17 protein-coding genes are annotated in these 23,250 nt (G+C 70.0%); 13 read left to right on the plus strand and 4 right to left on the minus strand.

Going from position 1 to position 23,250, the window contains the following annotated elements; all coding sequences use genetic code 11:
- Positions 1 to 3: 3 nt before the first annotated feature.
- From ACK4SC_RS04175 to pulA, 4 genes are all read left to right on the plus strand, one after another.
- Positions 4 to 747 carry a cytochrome c biogenesis CcdA family protein gene (locus ACK4SC_RS04175; RefSeq protein WP_409615365.1) on the plus strand — a complete coding sequence of 248 codons (744 nt, stop codon included), beginning with the start codon at positions 4 to 6 and terminating at the stop codon, positions 745 to 747.
- Positions 725 to 2,389: a cytochrome c biogenesis protein ResB gene (locus ACK4SC_RS04180; protein ID WP_409615090.1), complete on the plus strand. Its 1,665-nt coding sequence runs from the start codon at positions 725 to 727 to the stop codon at positions 2,387 to 2,389. The genes ACK4SC_RS04175 and ACK4SC_RS04180 overlap by 23 nt, the downstream gene beginning before the upstream one ends.
- Before the next feature lie 23 nt (positions 2,390 to 2,412).
- A complete protein-coding gene (gene ccsB, locus ACK4SC_RS04185) occupies positions 2,413 to 3,390 on the plus strand; it encodes a c-type cytochrome biogenesis protein CcsB (RefSeq protein WP_409615368.1) in 978 nt (325 codons plus the stop codon).
- A 207-nt stretch (positions 3,391 to 3,597) separates the two neighbouring features.
- Complete coding sequence (gene pulA, locus ACK4SC_RS04190; RefSeq protein WP_409615091.1) at positions 3,598 to 9,879, plus strand: pullulanase-type alpha-1,6-glucosidase; 6,282 nt, start codon at positions 3,598 to 3,600, stop codon at positions 9,877 to 9,879.
- On the opposite strand, the gene ACK4SC_RS04195 is transcribed toward pulA, so the two are convergent.
- Positions 9,876 to 10,904 (minus strand): o-succinylbenzoate synthase, encoded by a 1,029-nt coding sequence (locus tag ACK4SC_RS04195; protein WP_409615093.1) that lies wholly within the window; start codon positions 10,902 to 10,904, stop codon positions 9,876 to 9,878. The genes pulA and ACK4SC_RS04195 overlap by 4 nt on opposite strands.
- Positions 10,905 to 10,946: 42 nt before the next feature.
- On the opposite strand from ACK4SC_RS04195, the gene ACK4SC_RS04200 reads away from it, so the two are divergent.
- The 3 genes from ACK4SC_RS04200 to ACK4SC_RS04210 are packed head-to-tail and all read left to right on the plus strand — an operon-like array spanning position 10,947 to position 14,013.
- Positions 10,947 to 11,864, plus strand: coding sequence for a 1,4-dihydroxy-2-naphthoyl-CoA synthase (locus tag ACK4SC_RS04200; RefSeq protein WP_409615094.1), 918 nt, complete (start codon positions 10,947 to 10,949; stop codon positions 11,862 to 11,864).
- A 46-nt stretch (positions 11,865 to 11,910) separates the two neighbouring features.
- Entirely contained in the window at positions 11,911 to 13,065 is a 1,155-nt protein-coding gene (locus tag ACK4SC_RS04205) for an AMP-binding protein (protein WP_409615095.1), read from the plus strand.
- Positions 13,066 to 13,074: 9 nt separating this feature from the next.
- On the plus strand, positions 13,075 to 14,013 hold the full coding sequence (locus tag ACK4SC_RS04210) for a 1,4-dihydroxy-2-naphthoate polyprenyltransferase (RefSeq protein WP_409615096.1): 939 nt from the start codon (positions 13,075 to 13,077) through the stop codon (positions 14,011 to 14,013).
- Between the two features lie 4 nt (positions 14,014 to 14,017).
- Here ACK4SC_RS04210 and ACK4SC_RS04215 read toward each other — a convergent pair whose 3' ends face one another.
- Entirely contained in the window at positions 14,018 to 14,347 is a 330-nt protein-coding gene (locus ACK4SC_RS04215; RefSeq protein WP_409615097.1) for a DUF4229 domain-containing protein, read from the minus strand.
- Positions 14,348 to 14,438: 91 nt separating this feature from the next.
- Here ACK4SC_RS04215 and ACK4SC_RS04220 point away from each other — a divergent pair, with 91 nt between their 5' ends.
- The 3 genes from ACK4SC_RS04220 to ACK4SC_RS04230 are packed head-to-tail and all read left to right on the plus strand — an operon-like array spanning position 14,439 to position 17,377.
- Positions 14,439 to 14,816, plus strand: a complete 378-nt coding sequence (locus tag ACK4SC_RS04220) for a PLD nuclease N-terminal domain-containing protein (protein ID WP_409615098.1) — start codon at positions 14,439 to 14,441, stop codon at positions 14,814 to 14,816.
- Positions 14,779 to 16,542, plus strand: coding sequence for a 2-succinyl-5-enolpyruvyl-6-hydroxy-3-cyclohexene-1-carboxylic-acid synthase (gene menD / locus ACK4SC_RS04225; protein ID WP_409615099.1), 1,764 nt, complete (start codon positions 14,779 to 14,781; stop codon positions 16,540 to 16,542). Before ACK4SC_RS04220 ends, menD begins: the two co-directional genes overlap by 38 nt.
- Positions 16,543 to 16,552: 10 nt before the next feature.
- The gene (locus ACK4SC_RS04230; protein ID WP_409615101.1) at positions 16,553 to 17,377 is read left to right on the plus strand and encodes a PPK2 family polyphosphate kinase; all 825 of its coding nucleotides are present in this window, start codon (positions 16,553 to 16,555) and stop codon (positions 17,375 to 17,377) included.
- An 8-nt stretch (positions 17,378 to 17,385) separates the two neighbouring features.
- On the opposite strand, the gene ACK4SC_RS04235 is transcribed toward ACK4SC_RS04230, so the two are convergent.
- Positions 17,386 to 18,678, minus strand: coding sequence for an isochorismate synthase MenF (locus ACK4SC_RS04235; RefSeq protein WP_409615104.1), 1,293 nt, complete (start codon positions 18,676 to 18,678; stop codon positions 17,386 to 17,388).
- An 80-nt stretch (positions 18,679 to 18,758) separates the two neighbouring features.
- Here ACK4SC_RS04235 and ubiE point away from each other — a divergent pair, with 80 nt between their 5' ends.
- The 3 genes from ubiE (at position 18,759) to ACK4SC_RS04250 (ending at position 22,081) form a co-directional block, all read left to right on the plus strand.
- The gene (gene ubiE / locus ACK4SC_RS04240; RefSeq protein WP_409615106.1) at positions 18,759 to 19,529 is read left to right on the plus strand and encodes a bifunctional demethylmenaquinone methyltransferase/2-methoxy-6-polyprenyl-1,4-benzoquinol methylase UbiE; all 771 of its coding nucleotides are present in this window, start codon (positions 18,759 to 18,761) and stop codon (positions 19,527 to 19,529) included.
- A gap of 29 nt (positions 19,530 to 19,558) precedes the next feature.
- Positions 19,559 to 20,626: a polyprenyl synthetase family protein gene (locus ACK4SC_RS04245; protein WP_409615371.1), complete on the plus strand. Its 1,068-nt coding sequence runs from the start codon at positions 19,559 to 19,561 to the stop codon at positions 20,624 to 20,626.
- Positions 20,627 to 20,731: 105 nt separating this feature from the next.
- A complete protein-coding gene (locus ACK4SC_RS04250) occupies positions 20,732 to 22,081 on the plus strand; it encodes an FAD-dependent oxidoreductase (protein ID WP_409615108.1) in 1,350 nt (449 codons plus the stop codon).
- Here ACK4SC_RS04250 and ACK4SC_RS04255 read toward each other — a convergent pair.
- On the minus strand, positions 22,068 to 22,553 hold the full coding sequence (locus ACK4SC_RS04255) for a hypothetical protein (RefSeq protein WP_409615110.1): 486 nt from the start codon (positions 22,551 to 22,553) through the stop codon (positions 22,068 to 22,070). The two genes, ACK4SC_RS04250 and ACK4SC_RS04255, sit on opposite strands and share 14 nt — an antisense overlap.
- Positions 22,554 to 23,250: the final 697 nt, after the last annotated feature.

Consider the following 23,250-nt stretch of genomic DNA (forward strand, 5'->3'; position numbering starts at 1 on the left):
GTGGTGAATCCCGTCGGCGAAATTGTGCTGAGCGGCAACCTGCTGCTCGCCATGCCGATCGCGCTGGCCGCCGGTTTCCTCGCCTTCGCCTCCCCGTGTGTCCTGCCGCTCGTGCCGGGCTACCTCGCCTATGTCGGGGGTTTCACCCGCCCCGTCGAAAACAGGCGAGAACGCAGTCGGCTGCTGCTGGGCGTGAGCCTGTTCATCCTCGGCTTCAGTGTCGTCTTCGTGGCGTTCTCGATCGTGTTCGCGACCGCGGGCCTCCTGCTGCAGTCGCGCCTCGACCTCATCACGCGCATCGCCGGCGTGATCGTGATCCTGATGGGTCTCGTCTTCATCGGGCAGGTGTCGTTCTTACAACGCACGGTGCGGCCGAAACTCACGGCGGCCGCGGGGCTCGGCGGGGCCCCCGTGCTCGGGATCGTCTTCGGCCTCGGTTGGGTGCCCTGCATCGGACCAACCCTCATCGCCGTGAACGCGCTCGTCATCAACGAGGGCGACATCGGCCGCGCTGCCCTCATCGGCCTGCTGTACTGCCTCGGCCTGGGTGTGCCGTTCCTGCTGCTCGCCTTCGGGTTCCGTTGGGCGACCGGCGCGGCCGACTGGCTGAAGCGCAATGTGCGCACCATCAACCTCATCGGGGGAGGCTTGCTCATCGCCATCGGCGTCGCCATGGTGACGGGCCTGTGGTCCCTCTTCGTCTCGAGCCTGGGATCGGTGATCGGTGGAACCGTTACGCCCCTCTGACTACGACGACGGCAGCGCGCCCGAGCGCACGGCCGAACGGCCCGACCGCGCGAGCGGCGATGGTCCGACGCAGCCGCGACTGGGCGTCGTGGGCTGGGCGCGGTTCCTGTGGCGGCAGCTCACGAGCATGCGCACCGCCCTCGTGCTCCTGCTGCTGCTCGCCGTCGCCGCCATTCCGGGCTCGCTCGTGCCACAGCGCTCGTCGAACCCGAACGGCGTCGTGCAGTTCCGTCGCGACGACCCTGAGCTGTTTGAGATTCTCGACACCCTGCAGTTGTTCGACACGTTCACCTCCGTGTGGTTCAGCGCGATCTACCTGCTGCTGTTCGTGTCGCTGATCGGCTGCATCATCCCGCGCACCGCGCACCACTGGAAGGCGCTGCGCTCGCGCCCGCCGAAGACGCCCGCACGCCTGAACCGTCTGGTCGGCTATCGCGAGGCGGATGCTCCCACGACCGTCGCCGACGCCCTCACGGCCGGCGAGGCGGTGCTGCGTCGCCAGCGCTATCGCGTCGAGCGCTACGGAAACTCGCTGTCGGCCGAGCGAGGCTACCTGCGCGAGACGGGCAACCTCGTGTTCCACGTCGCGCTGATTGGCGTGCTGGGCACGGTCGGGCTCGCCGGAGGCTTCGGCTACAACGGCCAGAAGGTCATCGTCGAGGGTCAGACCTTCGTCAATCAGCTGACCACGTACGACTCGTTCTCGGCGAGCCGCTTCTTCAGCGACGCGCGTCTCGACCCGTTCTCGATGCGCCTCGACGAGTTCGACGCCGTGTTCGGCGTCGACGAGACGACGCTCGCGCCCCAGCCGCTCGACTACACGGCCACCGTGACGATCACCGAGAACGGCGAGAGCGTGCAGCGCGACATCAAGGTCAATGCTCCGATCGACATTGCGGGCGTCCGTGCCTACCTGCTCGGCAACGGCTTCGCCCCGGTCATTACGATCCGCAATGCCGACGGCCAGGTCGTGTTCGACGAGTCGGTCGCCTTCCTGCCGCAGGACGGCAACCTCACGAGCCTCGGCATCATCAAGGTGCCCGACGGGCTGCCCGAGCAGGTCGGCATGATCGGCTTTTTCTATCCGTCCGCGATTCAGCTCGCGAGCGGAGCCCTGACGAGCATCTACCCGCAGCCCGATAACCCGGTGCTGACGCTCAACGTGTTTGTGGGAGACCTCGGCCTCGACGACGGAGTGCCCCGCAACGCCTACGCGCTCGACGTTGACGAACTCGAGCAGATCACCGGCGGCGAAACGGGAGTCGACTCGATCATTCTCGGCCTCGGCCAGAGCGCTGAACTGCCGAATGGCTACGGCACGGTTGAGTTCACGGCCCTGCCGCGCTTCGTGTCGATCGACTTCCATCACGACCCGACGCAGCTCGGCGTACTCGTCTCCAGCGTGCTCGCCATCGCGGGACTGCTCGTCAGCCTGTTTGTGCCCCGCCGCCGCGTGTGGATCGCCGTCGACGAGGCGGCCGACGGTGCCGGCGTCCGACTGCAGTACGCGGGCCTCGCGCGGGGCGACGACCCGAACCTCGACGACGCCGTCGAGCGGCTCGTCGCAGAGCACCTTGAGGCCGTCGGTGGCACGCGCGCCCCCGACGATGCGCCCGCCGCAGCCCCGGCATCGTCTCAGTAACCCCGAACTACCATGGAGCCGTGATGGAGAACCTCGCCAGCCTTTCGCTCGTCGCCGTGTACTCGGCCATGGGCGTCTACACCCTCGCCTTCATCGCCTTCACGCTCGATCTCGCGAAGCGCTCCGCGGCGATGCCCGCTCCGCAGGCGGCGGCGCGCGACCGGGTCGCGGTCGCGGCCGGTGGCGCGGCGATCGAGGAACCGCGTGGCGAGGAGGCGCTGCTCCCCGAGAACAAGGACGGCTCGCGCGGCGGCGCCACCGTGTACCAGCGGGTCGCCTTCGCGCTGGCGATCCTCGGCTGGGTGCTGCACATGGGCGCGACCATCACGCGCGGCGTCGCGGCCGATCGCGTGCCGTGGGCGAACATGTTCGAGTTCGGCCTCACGGCGACCGCTGTCGGCATGGGCACGTTCCTCGCCGTGCAGCTCTGGAAAGACGTGCGCTACCTCGGCGCCTACATCACGGGATTCACGCTGCTCTCGCTCGGCATCGTGACCGTCAACTTCTACGTCGACGTTGTGCCGCTGCCTCCGGCTCTCCAGTCGGCCTGGCTCGTCATTCACGTCGTCGTGGCCGTGCTCGCCACCGCGTTCTTCGCGATCGGTGCGGGGCTCTCGGTCATGCAGCTGCTGCGTCATCAGCGTGCGGTGCGCAAGACCGCGGGGCTGCGCTTCCTTGACACCGTGCCCGCCGCATCCACGCTGGAGTCGCTCGCGTACCGCATCAACGTGGTCGGTTTCGTGTTCTGGACCTTCACCCTCGTTGCCGGGGCGATCTGGGCCGAGCGCGCGTGGGGTCGCTACTGGGGCTGGGACACGAAGGAAGTCTGGACCTTCATCATCTGGGTGCTGTTCGCCGGCTACATTCACGCCCGCGCAACGCGCGGTTGGCGCGGCAACCGCTCGGCGTGGCTCGCCATCATTGGGTTCAGTTCGGTGATCTTCAACTACACGATCGTGAACCTCTACTTCGAGGGTCTGCACAGCTACAGCGGCCTCTGATTGGCCCCGGGCGCACCACTGAGTGGGCCTGGAATCTCGCCCCCCGTTTGTGGGACAGACCTGGAATTCTGCCGGGTGCCTGGAACATGAGCGCTGACTTTCGCGGGGCTGTGTGCAAACGCTTGCAGCAACGCGGAAAGCGGGCTAGCGTCAGCCCTCGTTGATCACCGGGGGGCACGATGCCGTGCCAGAAAGTCAGAGTCGACGATGACGCACCGACGGCGTGCCCGCGCCCTATTCGCCACCATCACCACCGCGGCCCTCGCCGTCACCACCCTCGGAGCGGGGGTACTTCCCGCGGCCCTCGCCGACGACGAGGCGACCTTCGCGCTCGTCGGAGACCTCCAGTCCGAACTCGGTTGCGAGGCTGACTGGCAGCCCGACTGCGCCGCCACCCAGCTGCAGCCCACCGGCGTCGACGGCGTCTACGCGGCCGACTTCACCGTTCCGGCCGGCACCTGGCAGTACAAGGTTGCTGCCGACGGCGGGTGGGACTCCGCGTGGGGGCTAAATGGGGGCGATGCGAACGTGCCGTTGACGCTCGCGGGCGATGCGAGCATCCGATTCTCGTTCGATGCGAATGCGCAGCGAATCGGTCTCGAGCTCCTCGGTCTCGACGGTGACTACAGCGCGGCCGACGACGCGATCGTGGCGCCTCCCGTGCGCCAGCCCGGCAGCGAAGAAGCCTTCTACTTCGTCATGACCGACCGATTCGCCAACGGCGACCCGTCGAACGACACGGGTGGTCTCGAGGGCGACCGCCTCGTGACCGGGTTCGACCCGACCGACAAGGGGTTCTACCACGGAGGGGACATCGCGGGCATTCGCGCGAACCTCGACTACATCGCCGGGCTCGGTACCACCGCGATCTGGTTTACCCCGAGCTTCATGAACCGGCCCGTTCAGGGTGAGGGTGACGACGTCTCGGCGGGTTACCACGGCTACTGGATCACCGACTTCACGCAGATCGACCCGCACCTCGGTACGAACGCCGAGCTGGAGGCGCTCATCGACGAGGCCCACGCGCGCGGCATCAAGATCTACTTCGACATCATCACGAACCACACGGCCGACATCATCAGCTACGCCGAAGGCCAGTACGACTACATCGACATGGCGACCCGGCCGTACACCGACGTCAATGGCAACGCCTTCGACCCGGGTGACTACGCGGGCACCGGCACCTTCCCCGAGCTCGACGCCGCAACGAGCTTCCCCTACACGCCAGTGATCGCCGAGGGCGACGAGAACATCAAGGTTCCGGCGTGGCTGAACGACCCGACGCTCTACCACAACCGCGGAGACTCGACGTGGACGGGCGAGTCGGTCACCTTCGGCGACTTCGTCGGTCTTGACGACCTCATGACCGAGCACCCGACCGTGGTGCAGGGCTTCATCGAGGTCTACCAGGACTGGATCGACCTCGGCATCGACGGCTTCCGCATCGACACCGCGAAGCACGTCAACTTCGAGTTCTGGGAAGAGTGGAGCGCCGAGGTGCTCGACTACGCGCAGAACGTCGCGGGTAAGCCGGACTTCTTCATGTTCGGCGAGGTGTACGACGCCGACCCGGTGAAGCTCGCGCCCTACGTGCGCGACACCGCAATGAACTCGGTGCTCGACTTCACCTTCCAGCAGCGCGCCATCTCGTTCGCCGCCGGCAACTCGGCCATCGGCCTGCGCCAGCTGTTCGCCGGCGACGACTACTACACAACGCCGTACTCGTCATCGACCGCGCTGCCGACCTTCCTCGGCAACCACGACATGGGCCGCGCCGCCTATTTCCTCGCCTCGACGGCCCAGCCGCTCGAGCGCACCGTGCTCGCGCACGAGCTCATGTACCTGACCCGCGGTCAGCCGGTCGTGTACTACGGCGACGAGCAGGGCTTTGCTGGCACCGGCGGAGACAAGGACGCTCGCCAGACACTGTTCGCCACCCAGACCGCGGAGTACGCCAACCAGCCGCTCGTCACCGGTGAGACGGCGGGAAGCGTCGACCGGTTCGACACGAATGCTCCGCTCTACACCGCGATCGCCGAGCTCGCCGCGCTGCGCGCCTCGACCCCCGCCCTCGTGTCGGGCGCCCAGATCGAGCGCTTTGCCTCGGAGGGAGCGGGCGTCTACGCCTTCAGCCGCGTGCACCGTGACGAGAAGATTGAGCACCTCGTCGCGGTCAACAACGCGACCGAACCGCGCACCGTGACGGTGCCGACCCTGACTGCCGACGCCGCGTTCGCCGTGCTGCACGGCGCTGTCGACGCGGTTAGCTCGGGCGCCAACGGCGAGGTGTCGATCACGGTTCCCGCGCTCAGCGCGGCGGTGTGGGTCGCCGACCGTCCCGTGAGCGCCCCCAACGACGGGAACGCGCTGAGCCTCACGGCACCGGCGGCGGGGGCGGGCCTGTCGGGCCTCGCCGCGGTCGCGGCCGACGTCGACGACGCGACGTGGGTCGAGACGAGCCTCGCCTGGCGCATCGCCGGCGCCGACGAGTGGACCGCGCTCGGCACCGCCGAGTCGACCGCGCCGCGCGTCTTCCATGACACGCGGGGGCTCGCGGCCGGCACGCTCGTCGAGTACCGCGCCGTGACGGTCGACGCCGCCGGCAACCGTGCCGCGGCCTCCACCTACGCCTCGATCGGCAACGCGGTCAACGGCGCCGTGAGTGACGGCGGGGGCGATACTTCGCCGTACGCCATGGTGACGGTGCCCGGAAACCACAACTCCGAGATGGGCTGCGCGGGCGACTGGCAGCCCGACTGTGAGCAGGCGCGCCTCACTCTGCGCGGCGACGGCATCTGGGCGGGCACGTTCACCGTGCCGGAAGGACGCTACGAGTACAAGGTCGCGATCGACGGCAGCTGGTCGCTGAACTTCGGCGCCAACGGCGTGCGCGACGGGGCAAACATCGCCTACACGCACGGCGGCGGCCCCATCACCTTCTACTTCGACCCGCGCACCAACCTCGTCACCTCGACCGCCGAGGGGCCGATCATCACGATCCCCGGCAGCATGCAGTCCGAGCTTGGCTGCCCGGGTGACTGGCAGCCCGACTGCCTCGCCACCATCGCCATCGACGGCAACAAGGACGGGGTGTACGAGTTCTCGACCGACCGTCTGCCGACCGGCAGCTACGAAGCGAAGGTCACCCATGGCTTGTCGTGGGACGAGAACTACGGCGTCGGCGGAGCGCGCAACGGTGCGAACTACTCGTTCAGCGTGCTCGAGGGCGAACTGATCGAGTTCCGCTACACGCTCGCCACGAACGTGCTCGAGATCGAGGTGGCGAACCCGCCGCTCGCGGGAGTCGGCACCCAGCAGGCGCACTGGCTCGCCAGAAATGCGATCGCGTGGCCCCCGGCCCTGCTCGGCGGCGCGAACGCCGGTGACGCTCGATGGATGCTCGTCACCTCCACCGAGGGAACGATCGAGGTTGTCGACGGCGCCCTCACCGGCGTCGACGCCGAGTACGAGCTCACGCGCGCGCCCGACGGACTTCCGTCGTCGGTGCGCGGCACCTTCCGGCACCTCGCCGACCATCTCGCTCTCGTGCCCGAGGGGCTCAGCCGCGGGCTGATCGCGGAACTGGTACGGGGCGAGGTGCTCGTCGCACAGTACGTCGGCGACGAACTCACCGCGCTTACCGGGGTGCAATTGCCCGGCGTGCTCGATGATCTCTACGCCACGGCCGCCGCGAACGTTGCGTTCGGCGCTCGGGTCGTTGACGGTGCGGCCGCGCCACGCCTGTGGGCTCCGACCGCTCGCGGTGTCGACCTGCAGGTGTGGCAGCCGGGGGCGACCGGCGACCCGGCCATCGTGTCGGCGTCGTTCGACGACGTGAGTGGTGCGTGGACGGCCGACGAGGCCATTCCCGTCGGAGCGGAGTACCGCTGGCGTGTCGAGGTCTACGTGCCGCGCACCGGCCAGGTCGAAACCAACTCGGTCACCGACCCCTACTCGCTCGGCCTGACGGTGAACTCGACCCGTTCGGTGGTCGTCGACCTCGCCGACCCCGCGCTGCGCCCGCAACTGTGGGAGGACACCCCCGCGCCCCGTGTCGAGCGCAGCGTCGATCGCGCCATCTACGAACTGCACGTGCGCGACTTCTCGATCGGCGACACGACCGTGCCCGAGCAGGAGCGCGGCACCTACCGCGCGTTCACGCGGGATTCGGCCGGAACGGCGCAGTTGCGCGAGCTCGCGGCGGCTGGCATCACGACCGTCCACCTGCTGCCGACCTTCGACATCGCCACGATCGAGGAGCGCCGGGCCGCGCAGCAGGAACCGAACTGCGACCTGGCGTCGTTCGCCCCCGACTCGGCGGAGCAGCAGGCGTGCATCGCCGAGGTGCGCGATCTCGACGGGTTCAACTGGGGCTACGACCCGTACCACTTCTCGACGCCCGAAGGCTCGTACGCTGTCGACCCGCACGGGGGAGCCCGCGTCGCGGAGTTCCGCGAGATGGTCGGCGCCCTCCACGCCACCGGGCTCGAGGTCGTGCTCGACAAGGTGTACAACCACACGGCCCAGTCGGGGCAGGCCGAGAAGTCGGTGCTCGACCGCATCGTTCCCGGGTATTACCACCGACTGAACGCCGTGGGAGCGGTCGAGACCTCGACCTGCTGCGAGAACGTCGCCACCGAGCACCGTCTCGCCGAGAAGCTCATGGTCGACTCGGTCGTCATGTGGGCCACCGAGTATCGCGTCGACGGGTTCCGCTTCGACCTCATGGGGCACCACTCGAAAGAGAACATGCTCGCCGTGCGCGGCGCGCTCGACGCTCTGACGATGGAGGAGCACGGCGTCGACGGGTCGTCGATCTTCCTCTACGGCGAAGGCTGGAACTTCGGCGAGGTCGCGAACAATGCGCGCTTCGAGCAGGCGACCCAGGGCCAGCTCGGTGGTACCGGAATCGCCACCTTCAACGATCGCCTGCGTGATGCGGTGCACGGGGGCAGCCCCGTCAACAGCGCGTCGACCTTCCAGCAGGGCTTCGGTACGGGTCTCGGCACCGACCCCAACGGGGATGCGATCAACGGCTCGCCTGAGCAAGCGATCGCGAACCTGCGCGCACAGTCCGACCTGGTGCGCATTGGCCTGGTCGGCAACCTGCGCGACTACACCCTCGAGTCCGCGTCGGGTGCCGTCGTTCCGGGCAGTGCGCTCGACTACGGCGGCTCGCCTGCCGGATACGCCGACGAGCCGGACGAGGTCATCAACTACGTGGATGCCCACGACAACGAAACACTCTACGACCTCGCGGTGCTGAAGCTGCCGCGGGAGACCTCCATGGAGGACCGGGTGCGCATGAACACGCTTATGCTCGGCACGGTGACGCTGTCGCAAGCGCCGTCGTTCTGGCACGCCGGCACGGAGTTGCTGCGCTCGAAATCGCTCGACCGCAACAGCTACAACTCGGGCGACTGGTTCAACCGCATCGACTGGACGGGTCAGGAGTCGACATTCGGCTCGGGCCTGCCGCCCGCCGCCGACAACGAGGGCAAGTGGTCGATCATGGCACCGTTGCTCGCGGACCCCGCGCTGAAGCCGAGCGCGGCCGACATCGCCGCGGCCGAGGCGCGGGCGCTCGACCTCCTGAGGCTGCGCTCGAGCGTCGACCTTCTCCGACTCGGTTCCGCAGAGTTGATCGGCGAGAAGGTGACGTTCCCGAACAGCGGGCCCGAGGCGACCCCGGGGCTTGTCGCGATGCTCATCGACGACACCGTCGGCGACGACGTCGACCCCGAGCTGCACGCGGCGCTCGTCGTGTTCAACGCCTCCCCCGACACCATCGTGGAGGAGATCGACGGTCTCGCCGGGCGCGACTTCGCCCTCACCGAGGTGCAAGCGTCGGGGGCCGACCCGGTGGCTACGCAGACGACGTGGGATTCCTCGACGGGTGCGGTGAGCATCCCCGGCCGCACGGTGGTCGTCCTCGTCGACGTCCAGAGCGACGGCCCCGGTGACGGCGGACCCGGCAATGGCGGGCCGGGTAACGGGAACGGGCCGGGCAACGGCAACGGGAACGGCAATAGCGGCAACGGCAACAACGGCAACGGCCAGGGCCAGGGCAACGGCGGTGTCGGCAACGGCAAGGGCGTCGGCAACGAGGGCAAGCCGCGCTTTGCCTCCGTCAACTCGGCGAGCGTTGCTCCCGGCGAGCAGGTGCGCGTCACCGGGGCGGGCTTCATCCCGGGCGAGCTCGTTCAGGTCTGGCTCAACTCGACGCCACGCCTCCTGATGGCGACCACGGCCGACGAATCCGGCGCCGTGGCGGTGACGGTGACGATCCCGAGCGACGTCGAGCATGGCGACCACACCATCCGGCTCGTGGGGCTGACCTCGGGGGTCGAGGTCGCGACGCCGCTGCGCATTAGCGCCCTCGCCTTCACCGGTGCCGACATCGGTGCGCTGGTGCTCGTGTCAGCGCTCATCCTCGGCCTCGGCGCCGGACTGGTCGTGGCGCGACGCCGCGGAGTGCTCCGGGCTTAGGCGGAGTCCGCTGCCGCGGCCAGCAGGTCGCGGCAGCGGGCGACGCGGGCGCGCCACCAGCCGGCGCGCTCGTCGGGCGCAGCGAGGCGGGCCAGAGCATCCTCGTCGATGTCGACCGGCGCGACCGGAATGGCGCCGTCAACGGGAACGAGCGGTGTGAGCGTGACATCGCTGAGCAAGAGCGCGGCCGTGCCGAGACCGCAGTCGTACGGCAGGTCCGGTAGGCGGGCGGCGAGCGCGGCGCCCATCGCGAGACCCACGCTCGTGTCGAGCGCGCTAGAGACGACGGCGGGCAGCCCGGCCTCGGCGACGATTGCGAGGGCACGGTCGACGCCGCCGAGCGGAGCCGCCTTGATCACGACGAGGTCGACGGCCTCGGCGCGAGCCACGGCGACCGGGTCGCTCGCCTTGCGAACGCTCTCGTCGGCGGCGATGGGCACGTCGATGCGTCGAATGCGGTGCCGCAGTTCGGCGAGTTCGGCCACGCTTGCGCAGGGTTGTTCGACGTACTCGAGGTCGAACCGCTCGAGTTCGCGGATCGCGTGCTCGGCCTCGTCGACATTCCAGGCTCCGTTTGCATCGAGCCGGATCCGCCCGACGGGGCCGAGCAGTCGCCGCGTCTCGCGCACCCGATCGACGTCGTCGGCGAGCGTCTGCCCGCGCTCGGCCACCTTGATCTTCACGGTGCGGCACTCGCCGAAGCGTCCCAGCACGGCCGGTATGCGGTCGAGCGGCACGGCGGGCAGGGTCGCGTTCACGGGGATCCGATCCCGCAGGGCCGGGGTGGCTGGTGTCGACCAGCCTGCGGCGATCGCCGACGCGAGCCAGGTGGCCGCCTCCGCATCGTCGTACTCGATGAACGGGCTGAACTCGGCCCAGCCGTGCGGGCCGCGGAGCAGAACCGCCTCGCGGTGCTCAAGCCCGCGGAAACGCGTCGCGAGCGGGATGCGCACGACGTGGGAGTCGGCGAGGAGGGCGTCGATCGTCGGGAGTTCGTGCCTGTCATCCCGCGTCGGTGCGTCCATCTGCTCAGTCTGGCACTCGGGTGGCGGTCGTAGGCTTGCGGCATGGCCGACGCTGCGCAGGTTTCTGAGACGTTCGACGCGTCACGCTGGGTGGTCGCACCCGGTTTCGACGAGCTGACCGACCTGACCTACCACCACGACACCTCCGGGCGTATCGCCCGCATTGCGTTCGACCGGCCCGAGGTGCGCAACGCCTTCCGGCCGCACACGGTCGACGAGCTGTACCGCGCGCTCGACGATGCGCGGCAGAACCCCCGTATCGGCGTCGTGCTCCTGACCGGCAACGGCCCGAGCCCGAAGGATGGCGGCTGGGCGTTCTGCTCGGGAGGCGACCAGCGCATCCGCGGGCGGGCCGGCTATCAGTACGCCGAGGGTGAGACGGCCGACACGGTCGACACCGCGCGCGCGAGCAGGCTGCACATCCTCGAGGTGCAGCGGCTGATCCGGTTCATGCCGAAGGTCGTCATCGCGCTCGTCCCCGGCTGGGCCGCCGGCGGCGGACACTCGCTGCACGTCGTGTGCGACATGACGATCGCGAGCCGCGAGCACGCGCGCTTCAAGCAGACCGACGCCGACGTGGGCTCGTTCGACGCCGGTTATGGCAGCGCCTATCTGGCCAAGCAGGTCGGTCAGAAGGTCGCACGCGAGATCTTCTTCCTCGCCCGCGAGTACGACGCCGAGCGGGCGTACGAGATGGGCACCGTCAATGCCGTGGTGCCGCACGCCGAGCTCGAAGCCGTCGGGCTCGAGTGGGCAGAGACGATCCTCACCAAGTCGCCGACGGCGATCCGCATGCTGAAGTACGCGATGAACCTCACCGACGACGGGCTCGTCGGTCAGCAGCTGTTCGCGGGGGAGGCGACGCGGCTGGCGTACGGCACCGACGAGGCGGTCGAGGGGCGCGACTCGTTCCTCGAGAAGCGCGCGCCCGACTGGTCGCCGTTCCCCTGGCAGTACTGACGGGCATCCCGAGCGACCGACCAGCGGCGCGCGCTAGCGTGACCCTGTGACCCGCCCGCTCGCCGTCGTCGACTCGGCCGACCCCCTCGCTTGCCTTGCCGCTCTGCGTGATGCGCTCGCGGGCGACGGTCCGGCGGTGCTGTTCCGGGGCGGGGGCGTAAACCCCGTGCACACGGCTCCGCTGGAGGTTGAGAAGCGCATCGCTCTCGTCGTCGAGACGAGCGGCACGACGGGCCGCCCGAAGCGCGTCGCCCTCAGCGCCGACGCCGTGCTCGCGAGCGCCGCGGCCTCGACCGGCGCGCTCGGCGATCCCGGTCAGTGGATGCTCGCCCTCCCCGTTCACTACATCGCCGGGAGCAACGTGCTCGCCCGCTCGCTCGCCTCCGGGGTCGACCCCGTGACGGTCGCGCCGGGACGTATGGGCGCGGCCGACGTGCTCGCCGCCATCGGCCGGTTCACCGAGAAACACCGCTACACGGCGCTCGTTCCCGCTCAACTGAGTCGGCTGCTCGACGAGGCCGATGAGAACGCCGAGTTGGCGTCGGCGCTCGCCGGCTTCGACCGCATCTTGGTCGGCGGCCAGGCCACCCCCGCGACACTCGTCGACCGCGCCCGCGCGCACGGCTGGGCCATCACGCGCACGTACGGCTCGAGCGAGACCTGCGGCGGCGTGGTCTACGACGGCGTGCCGATCGGCCAGACCGAGGTGCGCATCGCCGATGGCCGAGTCGAGCTCGGCGGCCCCACCCTCGCCGAGTACTACCTCGGCGACCCCGAGCGCACCGCCGACGCTTTCGTCGAACACGACCAGCAGCGCTGGTATCGCACCGACGACGCGGGCGAGTTCGCCGACGGCGTGCTGCGCATCACCGGTCGCATCGACGACGTCATCGTGTCGGGGGGCGTGAAGGTGCGCCTCGCGGCGGTCGAGCGTGTCGTGCGCGAGCAGCCGGGACTCGCCGACGCGGTCGTGGTCGCCGGGCACCACCCCGAGTGGGGCGAGGTGCCCGTGGTCGTCACGACAGCCCGCCCCGATCGGGATGCGCTGCGGCGCCTTGTCGGCGCAGCTCTCGGTCCCGAGGCCCGCCCCGACCGCATCGTCACCGTCGGCGCGCTGCCGCTATTGCCGAGCGGCAAGCCCGACCGGCTAGCCGTGGCCCGCCTCGTCGCGGCCGCCGGCGCCGCAGCAACCGGCTCCTAGAATCGGCCCGTGGCGAAAAAGAAGGCTTCTCCGGCACAGCGTGCGCCGAAACGCAGCGGCAACCCCGCGGCGGTGCGCCCGGCGACCGCGCGTGACTGGGTGGGCGGTGCGCGCCCGCGCACGCTGACCCTGGCGCTTGCCCCGGTCATCCTGGGATCGGCGATCGCACACTGGTTCTCGGCGTTCGATCCGCTGCTGGCGGGTCTGGCGCTCGCCGTCGCCGTCTTCCTGCAGGTCGGCGTGAACTACGCCAACGACTACAGCGACGGGGTGCGCGGCACCGACGCGGTGCGCGTCGGCCCGAGCCGGCTCACCGGATCCGGCGCGGCGAAGCCGCGCGCGGTACTGACCGTCGCGATCGTGTTTTTCGCCCTTGCGGCCCTCGCCGGCCTCGCGATCGTGGTGCTCACGCAGCTGTGGTGGCTGATCGCCGTGGGTGCCGTCGCGATCGTCGCCGCGTGGTTCTACACGGGCGGGAAGCGCCCGTACGGCTACGCGGGCCTCGGCGAGCTGGTCGCGTTCGTGTTCTTCGGGCCGGTCGCGGTTGTCGGCACCACGTTTATCCAGACCGGTACCGCCCCGTTCGAGTCGTGGATCGCCGGCGTGCAGCTCGGCCTGTTCTCCGCCGCGATCTTGCTCGTCAACAACATCCGCGACATCGACCAGGATGCTCAGGTCGGCAAGCGCACGCTGGCGGTGCGTCTCGGATCGCGCGCGTCCCGCATCGTGTTTGTCGTGCTGCTGCTGGTGCCGTTCGCCGGGCTGGCCTGGTTCCTCATCCTGTTCCCGGCGGCCCCGCTGGCGTTCTTCACGCTGCTCATCACGCTGCCGGTGAGCCTCATCGTGGTGACGGCGCGGACGCCGCGGGAGTTGATCCTCGCCCTGCAGTTGACGAGCCTCGCGGCGCTCGTGTTCGCCATCGCTCTGGGCGCGGCGATCGCCTTCTAGCGGGCTACGCCCGCGGCGACTCAGCCGATGCGTCGCCCGACGCGTCGCCGTCGAGCAGCGCGTCCTCCTCGGCCGTGTCGTCGTCGACCTCCCCGCGGGCGGCGCGTGCGCGGCGCTCGGCCAGGTCGGTGGCGACCGCCGCGCGCAGCTTCGCGAAGAAGATGTACGAGATGGCGAGCGAGATGATGGCCGCCGCGAGGGCCGCGATCATGTAGTGCGCGAACCCGGCGATGCCCATCGACTGCAGGGGCAGGCGCAGGAAGACCGCCAGCAGCGCGAACAGGGCCGCGAAGATGCCGAAACGGAGCAGGCTGTAGACGATCCAGGGGCGCACGCGACCAGTCTACGGAAGCGCATCCGAGCATCCACCGGGCGCCGAGGAGGCACTCACGGCGCGTCCAGCGCTCATGCGTACACTTCAGAGCATGGTCAGGTTCATCATCATCGGCGGTGTGGTCGCGGTCGCGTTCACCATCTACGCGCTCGTCGATGTGCTGATGACGGAGCGGTCGCGCGTGCGCGGAGTGGCGAAGCCGGCCTGGGCCCTGATCACCGTGTTGCTTCCGGTGATCGGCGGCGTGCTGTGGCTCACGATCGGCAAGGCGAAGCGCGGCCCACGCCGCATGAGCCCGCCGATCGCGCCCGACGACGACCCGAACTTCCTCAGCTCGCTCAGCCAGGAGGAACTGCGTCGCCGCGCCGAGCAGGAAGAGCGTCTGCGCCGACTCGAGCAAGAGCTGGCCGACCTGGAGGCGGAGGACGACGATGACGACGACACCCCCCGCGCCGGAACCGCCGGTTAACGCCCCCGCCAGCCCGGCCGCCGAGGCGGCCATGGCGCTCCTTCACGGGATGCACGCCCTCGGCCTCGAGCACGTGGTCGTGAGCCCCGGGTCGCGTTCGCAGGCGCTCGCGCTCGCCGCGGCGGCGCTGGATCGCGCCGGGCTCATCACGTTGCACGTGCGCATCGACGAGCGCGTGGCAGGCTTCACCGCGCTCGGCCTCGCCGTCGAGACCGGACGGCCGGTCGCCGTGATCTGCACCTCGGGCACGGCGGTCGCGAACCTGCACCCCGCCGTCCTGGAGGCGCACCATTCGGGCGTGCCCCTCATCCTGCTGACGGCCGACCGGCCGGCCGAGCTGCGCGGCATCGGCGCCAACCAGACGACCGATCAGGTCGGCATCTTCGGCGACATGGTCGCCGCCGACTGGGATGTTCCCGCCCCGACCGGCGCCCCCGGCGAGCTCGACGAGGTGCGCGACCTCGCCGAGCTGGCCCTGCGGGCGGCCGCCGACGGCCCCGTGCACCTGAACCTCGCGTACCGCGAGCCGCTGAGCGGAGGCGAGCCGAGCATCCCGAACGCCACATCGGCCGGTGATGACGACGTCGACGTTGACGGGGATGCTCGCCCGCTCTGGCAGCGCACCCTCGGGCCCGAGGTGGTCGACCTCGAACCGGACGACGCCACCGTCGTCGTCGCCGGCCACGGCGCCGGCGCCCGCGCCGAGGAGCTCGCCGTCGCGCTCGGCGCCCCGCTCATCGCCGAGGTGTCGAGCGGCGCCCGCTTCGGCCGGCACGCCGTCGTCGCCTATCGCGAGGTGCTGCGCGGCCCGCGCGGCGAGGCGGTCGGACGCGCCGTCGTGCTCGGACACCCGACGCTGAGCCGCGAGGTTCCGCAGTTGCTCGAACGCGACGACGTCGAGGTGGTCGTCGTGCGTGCGCCCGGAGCCGACGCTTACAACCCCGGCCACCGCGCCCGCGTCGTCGACGACGTGCGGGTGATCGGAAAGCCTGACCCGCAGGCAGTGCGCCGCTGGGTCGGGGGGTGGGTGTCGATGAGTCGCGCCGTGCTCGAGTCGACGGCGCCCGACGATCCGGCGCCCGATCTCGAGCAGTCCGCCTCCACCGACATGAGCGTGCGCCTCGCCTTCGCCAAGGCGGAGGCCGCGATTCTGCGCCAACCCGTCGACCGGCGGATGCTCGTGAAAGCCGTGTGGGCATCCACCTGGCCGCATGACCGCCTCGTCATCGCGGCGTCGCGGCTGATTCGCGAGGCCGACCGGCTGGTGCCGGGCAAAAACATTCGCGTGCACGCGAATCGCGGCCTTGCCGGCATCGACGGCACGATCGCGACGGCGACGGGCATCGCCCTCGCCGCTCGCGACGCCGCGCCCCAGACCGGCACGACCCGTGTGCTGCTGGGCGACCTCGCGCTGATCCACGACGCGGGCGCCCTGCTCGCGCCCCTCCCCGAGGGCGTACGCGTGCACCTGTTCGTTGGCAACGACCGCGGCGGCACGATCTTCGACCAGCTCGAGGTCGCGGCCACAGCCCACGCCGGGGACTACGAGCGCGTCATGCGCACCCCGCACGCGGTCGACATCGGGGCCCTCGCACGAGCCGGTGGTTGGGCCTACCGCAAGGCCGCCACCCGCGCCGACCTCGACGACGCCCTGACCGCCCCCGAGCCCCTGCTCGTCGTCGAGGTGCCCCTCGACACACTCGACTCGGCCGGCGAGGCCGCGTAGCGTCGCACGCATGATCGAGCTGCTGCGCGCCGACGCCACCACCCGCCTTGCCGACCGCGACCCGAACGCGACCCCGGGCTTCGACGGCGACAAAGCGGCCGGTCAAGCGGCGCTCGCGGCCGGCGTCGACCACCTCAGCAACCTGCAGGAGCGGCTGTTCGCCGCGAGCACCGCGGGCGAGCGTCGCCGGGTACTTCTCGTGCTCCAGGGCATGGACTCCGCCGGCAAGGGCGGCATCGTGCGGCACGTCGTCGGCTCGGTTGACCCGCAGGGCGTGCACCTCGCCACCTTCAAGAAGCCGACAGAGAAGGAGCTCAGCCACCACTTCCTCTGGCGCATCGAGCGCCAACTGCCTCCGGTGGGGCGCATCGGCGTCTTCGATCGCTCGCACTACGAAGACGTGCTCATCGGCCGGGTGCGCGAGCTCGCCCCGGCCGCCGAGATCGAGCAGCGTTACGACGACATCGTCGAGTTCGAGCGTCGCGTCGCGCGCACCGGCATCAGCGTCGTGAAGGTCATGCTGCACATCTCGCCCGACGAGCAGAAGGCGCGGCTCACCGAGCGCCTCGAGCGCCCCGACAAGCACTGGAAGTACACGACCAACGACATCGCCGAACGGATGCTGTGGGACGACTACCAGCGCGCCTACGAGCTCGCGATCCAGCGCACGTCGACGGATGAGGCGCCCTGGTACGTGGTTCCCGGCAACCGCAAGTGGTACGCCCGCCTCGCCGTGCAGGCGCTGCTCACCGATGCGCTTGAACGCATCGACCCGCAGTGGCCGGCCGCTGGGTACGACGTCGAGGCTGAGAAGAAGCGGCTCGCCGCCACCTGAGTCCCGCGCTACCGCAGCGCGTCGGCGATCGGCCGGAACTTCATCCGCGTCTCGGCGAGTTCGGCGACCGGGTCGGAGTCGATGACGATGCCGGCGCCGGCGTGCGCCACGAGCATCCCGTCGTCATCGATGCGCGCGCAGCGCAGCGCGATGACCCACTCGCCGTCGCCGTCCTGGTCGATCCAGCCGACGGGGCCGGCGTAGCGGCCGCGGTCGAACGGCTCGAGTTCGGCGATCAGGGCGAGAGCCGCATCGGTAGGGGAGCCCGCGACGGCGGCCGTCGGGTGCAGGGCCGCGACGAGGTCGAGCCCGCTCGAGTCTTCGGCGAGCTCCAGCTCGACGTCGGTCGCGAGGTGCCACAGGTTCGGCAGCTTCAGCGTGAAGGGAGCCTCGCTCGCGGTCACCGCCGTCACGTGCGGGCGCAGCGCCTTCAGCACGCTCTGCACGGCGAACTCGTGCTCATCGAGGTCTTTCTGACTCGTCGCGAGCTGGGTGGCGGCCGCCGCGTCCTCGGCGGCGTCGGCGCCGCGCGCCGTCGAACCCGCCAGCACGCGCGCGCTCGCCTCCCGGGCGTGCACGCTCACGAGCGTCTCGGGGCTCGCGCCGATCAGCCCGTCGACGGCGAAGGCGAGCGTGTCGGGGTAGGCGTCGGCCAGCTCGCGCACGATGGCGCGGCGGTCGGCGTTCGCCGGGATGCTCGCGGTCGCGTCCCGCGCGATCACTACCTTCTCGACGTCGCCCGCCCGAATGCGCTCGACCGCGCGGCCGACCGTCGCCACGAAGTCGTCGCGGCTGAGGGTCGCCGCGGCGAGGGTCGCCCGCGGGCGCTCGCCGATCGGCGTCTCGGCCGGAAGGTGGTCGGCCGGAACGTGGTCGGCGCCGGGCTCGCGCTCGGCGTCGGCCGATTGCTCGCCCGTGCCGGCCACCGAGATGCGTGTCACCCACGCCACCCCGTCACGCCGTCCGACGATCGTCTCGGGCACCACGAGCACACTCGTTGCTGCCGACTCGTCGGCGAAGGCGAAGCTGCCGAACGCCACAAGACCGGACCCTGCGCGGTGCACCGGATCAGCCACCTCGGCAACGTCAGCGATTGCGCGCCAGGTGCGCGCAGCATCCGCGAATCGGCTCGCACCGCGAAACTCGCCGCGCCACACCTCGCCGACTCCGACGATTCCGTCGCCGCGTCGCAGCGCAACCAGCGGATGCGCGGAGTCGGCGAAGCCGATCAGCGGCCCGTCGAGGGTGACCACCGTCGTCACGGCCCGCAGGCGCACCGCGGAAGGGGGGCTCGACGTCACACTCCGAGGCTACTCGGCTTACCGGGCCTCCCCAGGCCGCTCACGGCGAACCTCGGGTGAGCACTCACTAGACTCGGGCTGTGACGAAGGCCGATCTGAGCAAGCAGCCGAGCGCCGTCGCCGCCATGTTCGACGATGTGGCGCCGCGGTACGACCGCACGAACGCCGTGCTCTCGGTGGGTAACTCGGCCCTGTGGCGCATCGCCACCGTGCGCGCCGTTGACCCGCAGCCCGGCGAGCGCATCCTCGACATCGCCGCCGGAACCGGCACCAGCTCGGCCGCCTTCGCGAAGACCGGGGCTACCGTCGTGGGCGTCGACTTCTCGGAGGGGATGGTCGCCGAGGGCCGCCGACGTCACCCCCAACTGGAGTTCGTCGTCGGCGACGCCGAGCAGCTGCCGTTCGGTGACGACGAGTTCGACGCCGTCACGATCAGCTTCGGCCTGCGTAACGTGCAGCAGCCGCAGAAGGCGCTCGCCGAGATGTATCGAGTGCTGAAGCCCGGCGGCCGGGTTGTCATCACCGAGTTCTCGCGGCCGCCGGTCGGCGTGCTCCGCGCCGGCTACCACGCCTACCTGAAGCACGTCATGCCGCACATCGCCAAGGTGGCGAGCTCGAACGCCGACGCGTACGAGTACCTGTTCGAGTCGATCGCCGAGTGGCCCGACCAGGCGACGCTGTGCCAGTGGCTGCGTGCCGCGGGCTTCACGCGCGTCGCCTACCGCAATCTCACGGCCGGCGTCGTCGCCATGCATCGGGGCCGGAAGCCGCTCGACGCGGCGATCCGTGCATCCGTTGCGAAGCGTCGTCGCGCGCGCTCCGCCTCCACCTCCTCGGCTGCGGCCGAGTGACCACGACCACTTTCGACGATCGGCCCACCGTGACCCCGAGTACTCCGCTCGCACGCCGCAGCAAGACCCTTTCGGCGTCGCTGGGCCTCGGCGAAAAGCTGTTCGCCTCCAGCGAGGAGCGCCGGTTCGCCGACGCGATCGAGCAGGGCCTTGAAAAGGTTGAGGCGGCCCTCCTGCGCGAGGTCAGCTTCGCCGACGACATGGCCGACGTCACGTCGCGCTACCTGCTGGAGGCCGGCGGCAAGCGCATCCGCCCCGTGCTGACCCTGCTCACCGCGCAGCTCGGCGACGGCGCGACTGACGACGTCATCACCGCCGCCCAGGCCATCGAGATCACCCACCTTGCCTCGCTGTATCACGACGACGTCATGGACGAGGCCGAGATGCGTCGGGGGGTGCCGAGCGCGCAGAGCGTGTGGGGCAACTCGGTCGCAATCCTCACCGGAGACCTGCTGTTTGCCCGCGCGTCCAAGCTCGTCGCGAGCCTCGGCGAGCGCGCCATCAAGCTGCAGGCCGACACCTTCGAGCGGCTGTGCCTCGGCCAGCTGCACGAGACCCTCGGCCCGCGGCCCGACGACGACGCCGTCGAGCACTACCTGCAGGTGCTTGCTGACAAGACCGGCTCCCTGATCGCGGCTGCCGCGCAAATGGGCATCATCTTCTCGAACGCGTGCGATGAGTACGCCGACCCGGTGGTCGCGTTCGGCGAGAAGATCGGTGTCGCCTTCCAGCTCGTTGACGACGTCATCGACCTCTCCGAGCCCGACGCCGACACCGGTAAGCCGCAGGGCACCGACCTGCGCTCGGGCGTCGCCACCCTGCCGTTGCTGTACCTGCGCCGCGAGGCCCTGCACGACCGCGATGCCGAGGCCCTGCTCGCCCGCATCGAGCGCAGTGTCGACGAGACCACCGGAGACGAGGCCGAGTTCGCCGCCGCCGTCGCCGAGTTGCGTGCACACCCCGTCACCGAGCGCACCTACGACGAGGCCCGCCGTTGGGCCGCCGACGCCGTGGCGGCGCTCGAGACCTTGCCCGCTGGCCCGGTCAAGAAGGCCCTGACGAAGTTCGCCGAGGCCGTCGTCGACCGTAGCCGGTAGCGTGACCGCAGCCGGACCGGCGCGTGCGTCGGTGACCGGCCCCGAGCATCCCGCCCGCCGTTTTCGTGATTTGCCCACCGATCAGTTGAAGGAACCCCCACGAGCATGAGCAAGCTGCGCCTCGCCATCGTCGGAGCCGGGCCCGCCGGCATCTACGCCGCCGACATCCTGCTGAAGCACGAGCGCTCGTTCGACGTCTCGATCGATCTGTTCGACCGTCTGCCTGCGCCGTACGGCCTCGTGCGCTACGGCGTCGCCCCCGACCACCCCCGCATCAAGGGCATCATCAACGCGCTGCGCGAGGTGCTCGACTCGGGCGACATTCGCGTGTTCGGCAACGTCAACTACGGCACCGACATCACGCTCGACGACCTGAAGCGCCACTACAACGCGGTGATCTTCGCGACGGGCGCCATCAAGGATGCTGATCTCACCATTCCGGGGATCGACCTGGATGGCTCGTACGGCGCCGCCGACTTCGTCAGCTGGTACGACGGGCACCCGGATGTTCCGCGCGAGTGGCCGCTTGACGCCCAGTCGGTGGCCGTCATCGGTAACGGGAACGTGGCGTTGGACGTGGCGCGGATCCTCGCCAAGCATCCGCAGGACCTGGTGCCGACCGAGATTCCCGACAACGTGCACGCGGGGCTTGAGGCCTCGCCCGTGACCGATGTGCACGTCTTCGGTCGCCGCGGCCCCATGCAGGTGAAGTTCACGCCGCTCGAGCTGCGCGAGCTCGGCGAGCTGAACGACGTCGACATGATCGTGTACGACGAGGACTTCGACTACGACGATGCCTCCAAGGCCGCGATCCAGTCGAACAAGCAGCTGTTCGTGATCGACAAGGTCTTTTCGCAGTGGCGGGCGCGCGAGACCGGCTCGGCGTCGCGTCGACTGCACCTGCACTTCTACGCGAAGCCGGTGGAGGTGCTCGGCTCGGACGGTCGCGTGTCGGCGTTCCGGTATGAGCGCACCCGTCCGGACGGTGCGGGCGGCGTGGTCGGCACGGGGGAGTTCCGCGAGGTTCCCGTGCAGGCGGTGTACCGCGCGGTGGGCTACTTCGGTTCGCCGCTCGACGGTATTCCGTACGACGAGCGTCACGGCGTGATTCCGAACCACGAGGGCCAGGTGCTGGCCGACGACAACGCGCTCATGCCCGGCGTCTACGCCACCGGCTGGATCAAGCGCGGACCGGTCGGGCTCATCGGTCACACGAAGTCGGACGCGATGGAGACGATCAAGCATCTGGTCAAGGACCAGGGCTCGTGGTGGCAGCCGGCCGAGCCGGACGAGCAGGCGGTGCTCGACCTGCTGCAGTCGCGTGGCGTGCTCTTCACCGACCTGGAGGGTTGGCACCGCCTGGACGCGCACGAGCGCGAGCTGGGTGAGGCCCGCGGTCGCGAGCGCATCAAGGTCGTGCCGCGCGACGAGATGGTGCGCATTAGCCGCGACTGAGGTACAGGCAGTGCCGCGCCTGTTCGCGGGCGAGGTCGAGTGGCACGGCCCACGCATTGTCGCTATCGGGCGGGAGGTCGTCCCAGTGGATGACGGGCTGGCGCTCGCCGCGGGGATGCCGTTCGTCGGCCCGTCGATGTGTCTGTCGGCGCATCGAAAGGTGAAGACGGCCGTCGAGTCGACGCGTGGTGTGCCATTGGATGGCGCTGACACAGGCGAGCGGTCCGCCCGCTTGCCATCCGTGTCGGATGTCGGCGGGCAGTTCGGGAACGCAGTACCACCCGCGGCGCAGTCGTTCCGGCCGACCGTAGAAGCCGTAGGCGATTCTGAGCTCGTCGGCGGTCCACCCTGCCCGGAGGAAGTCGGAGCGCCGCACGATCCCTCCGCGCGATCTCATGAACTCATCGAATCCATCGAACCCGCCGGCCATCCGCGGATTCCAGCCGTGCGAATCTTTGGGGAGCCCCGTCATGCGCTTATCGTGCGCCCAAATTCGTGGGTGACCGCGTCGAGCCGGACTCGAGTGGGACAAAAGGCGTCGGTAGCGGGCCGTGGAGGAGCCGAGCGGGTGCGACCCCGCACGCCGCACCCCCTCGCGAAGCCGCACCCGTCGCGCGAACCGGTCGCGCCCGCCGCACCGGTCGCGCGAACCGGTCGCGCCCACCGCACCCGTCGCGACAACCGGATACGCCCGCCGCACCGGTTGCGCGAACCGGTCGCGCCCACCGCACCGGTCGCGCCCACAACTTGTGACCGCCCCCTCCGCGGCATACCCATGCCCCCTCCAGCGCCTTCCACAGACGCGGAACGCCCGAACCGAATTCGCCATTCATCTCCCGCGCCCCATTCCACAACCGCGGAACGACCGAACCGAACTCGCGCCCCCCAAAAACAAAAATCGAGCCCTTTCCACAACGGCGGAAAGGGCGAATCGAATTCGCGACCCCCAAACCGAGCCCTTCCCACAACGGCGGCATGGGCGAACCGCGTTCGCGGAGAGGTCAGCGCGGCGACTTCCACAACGGCGGAAAGGCCGAGTCCCATTCACCCGTTCCGCGTCTGTGGAAGGTGCTGGAGGGGGTAGGGGTTGGTCCGAGCCGAGCCGAGCCGAGCCGAGCCGAGCCGAGCCGAGCCGAGCCGAGCCGAGCCGAGCCGAGCCGAGCCGAGCC

Source organism: Microcella sp. (assembly GCF_046293215.1).
Classification (GTDB): Bacteria; Actinomycetota; Actinomycetes; order Actinomycetales; family Microbacteriaceae; genus Microcella.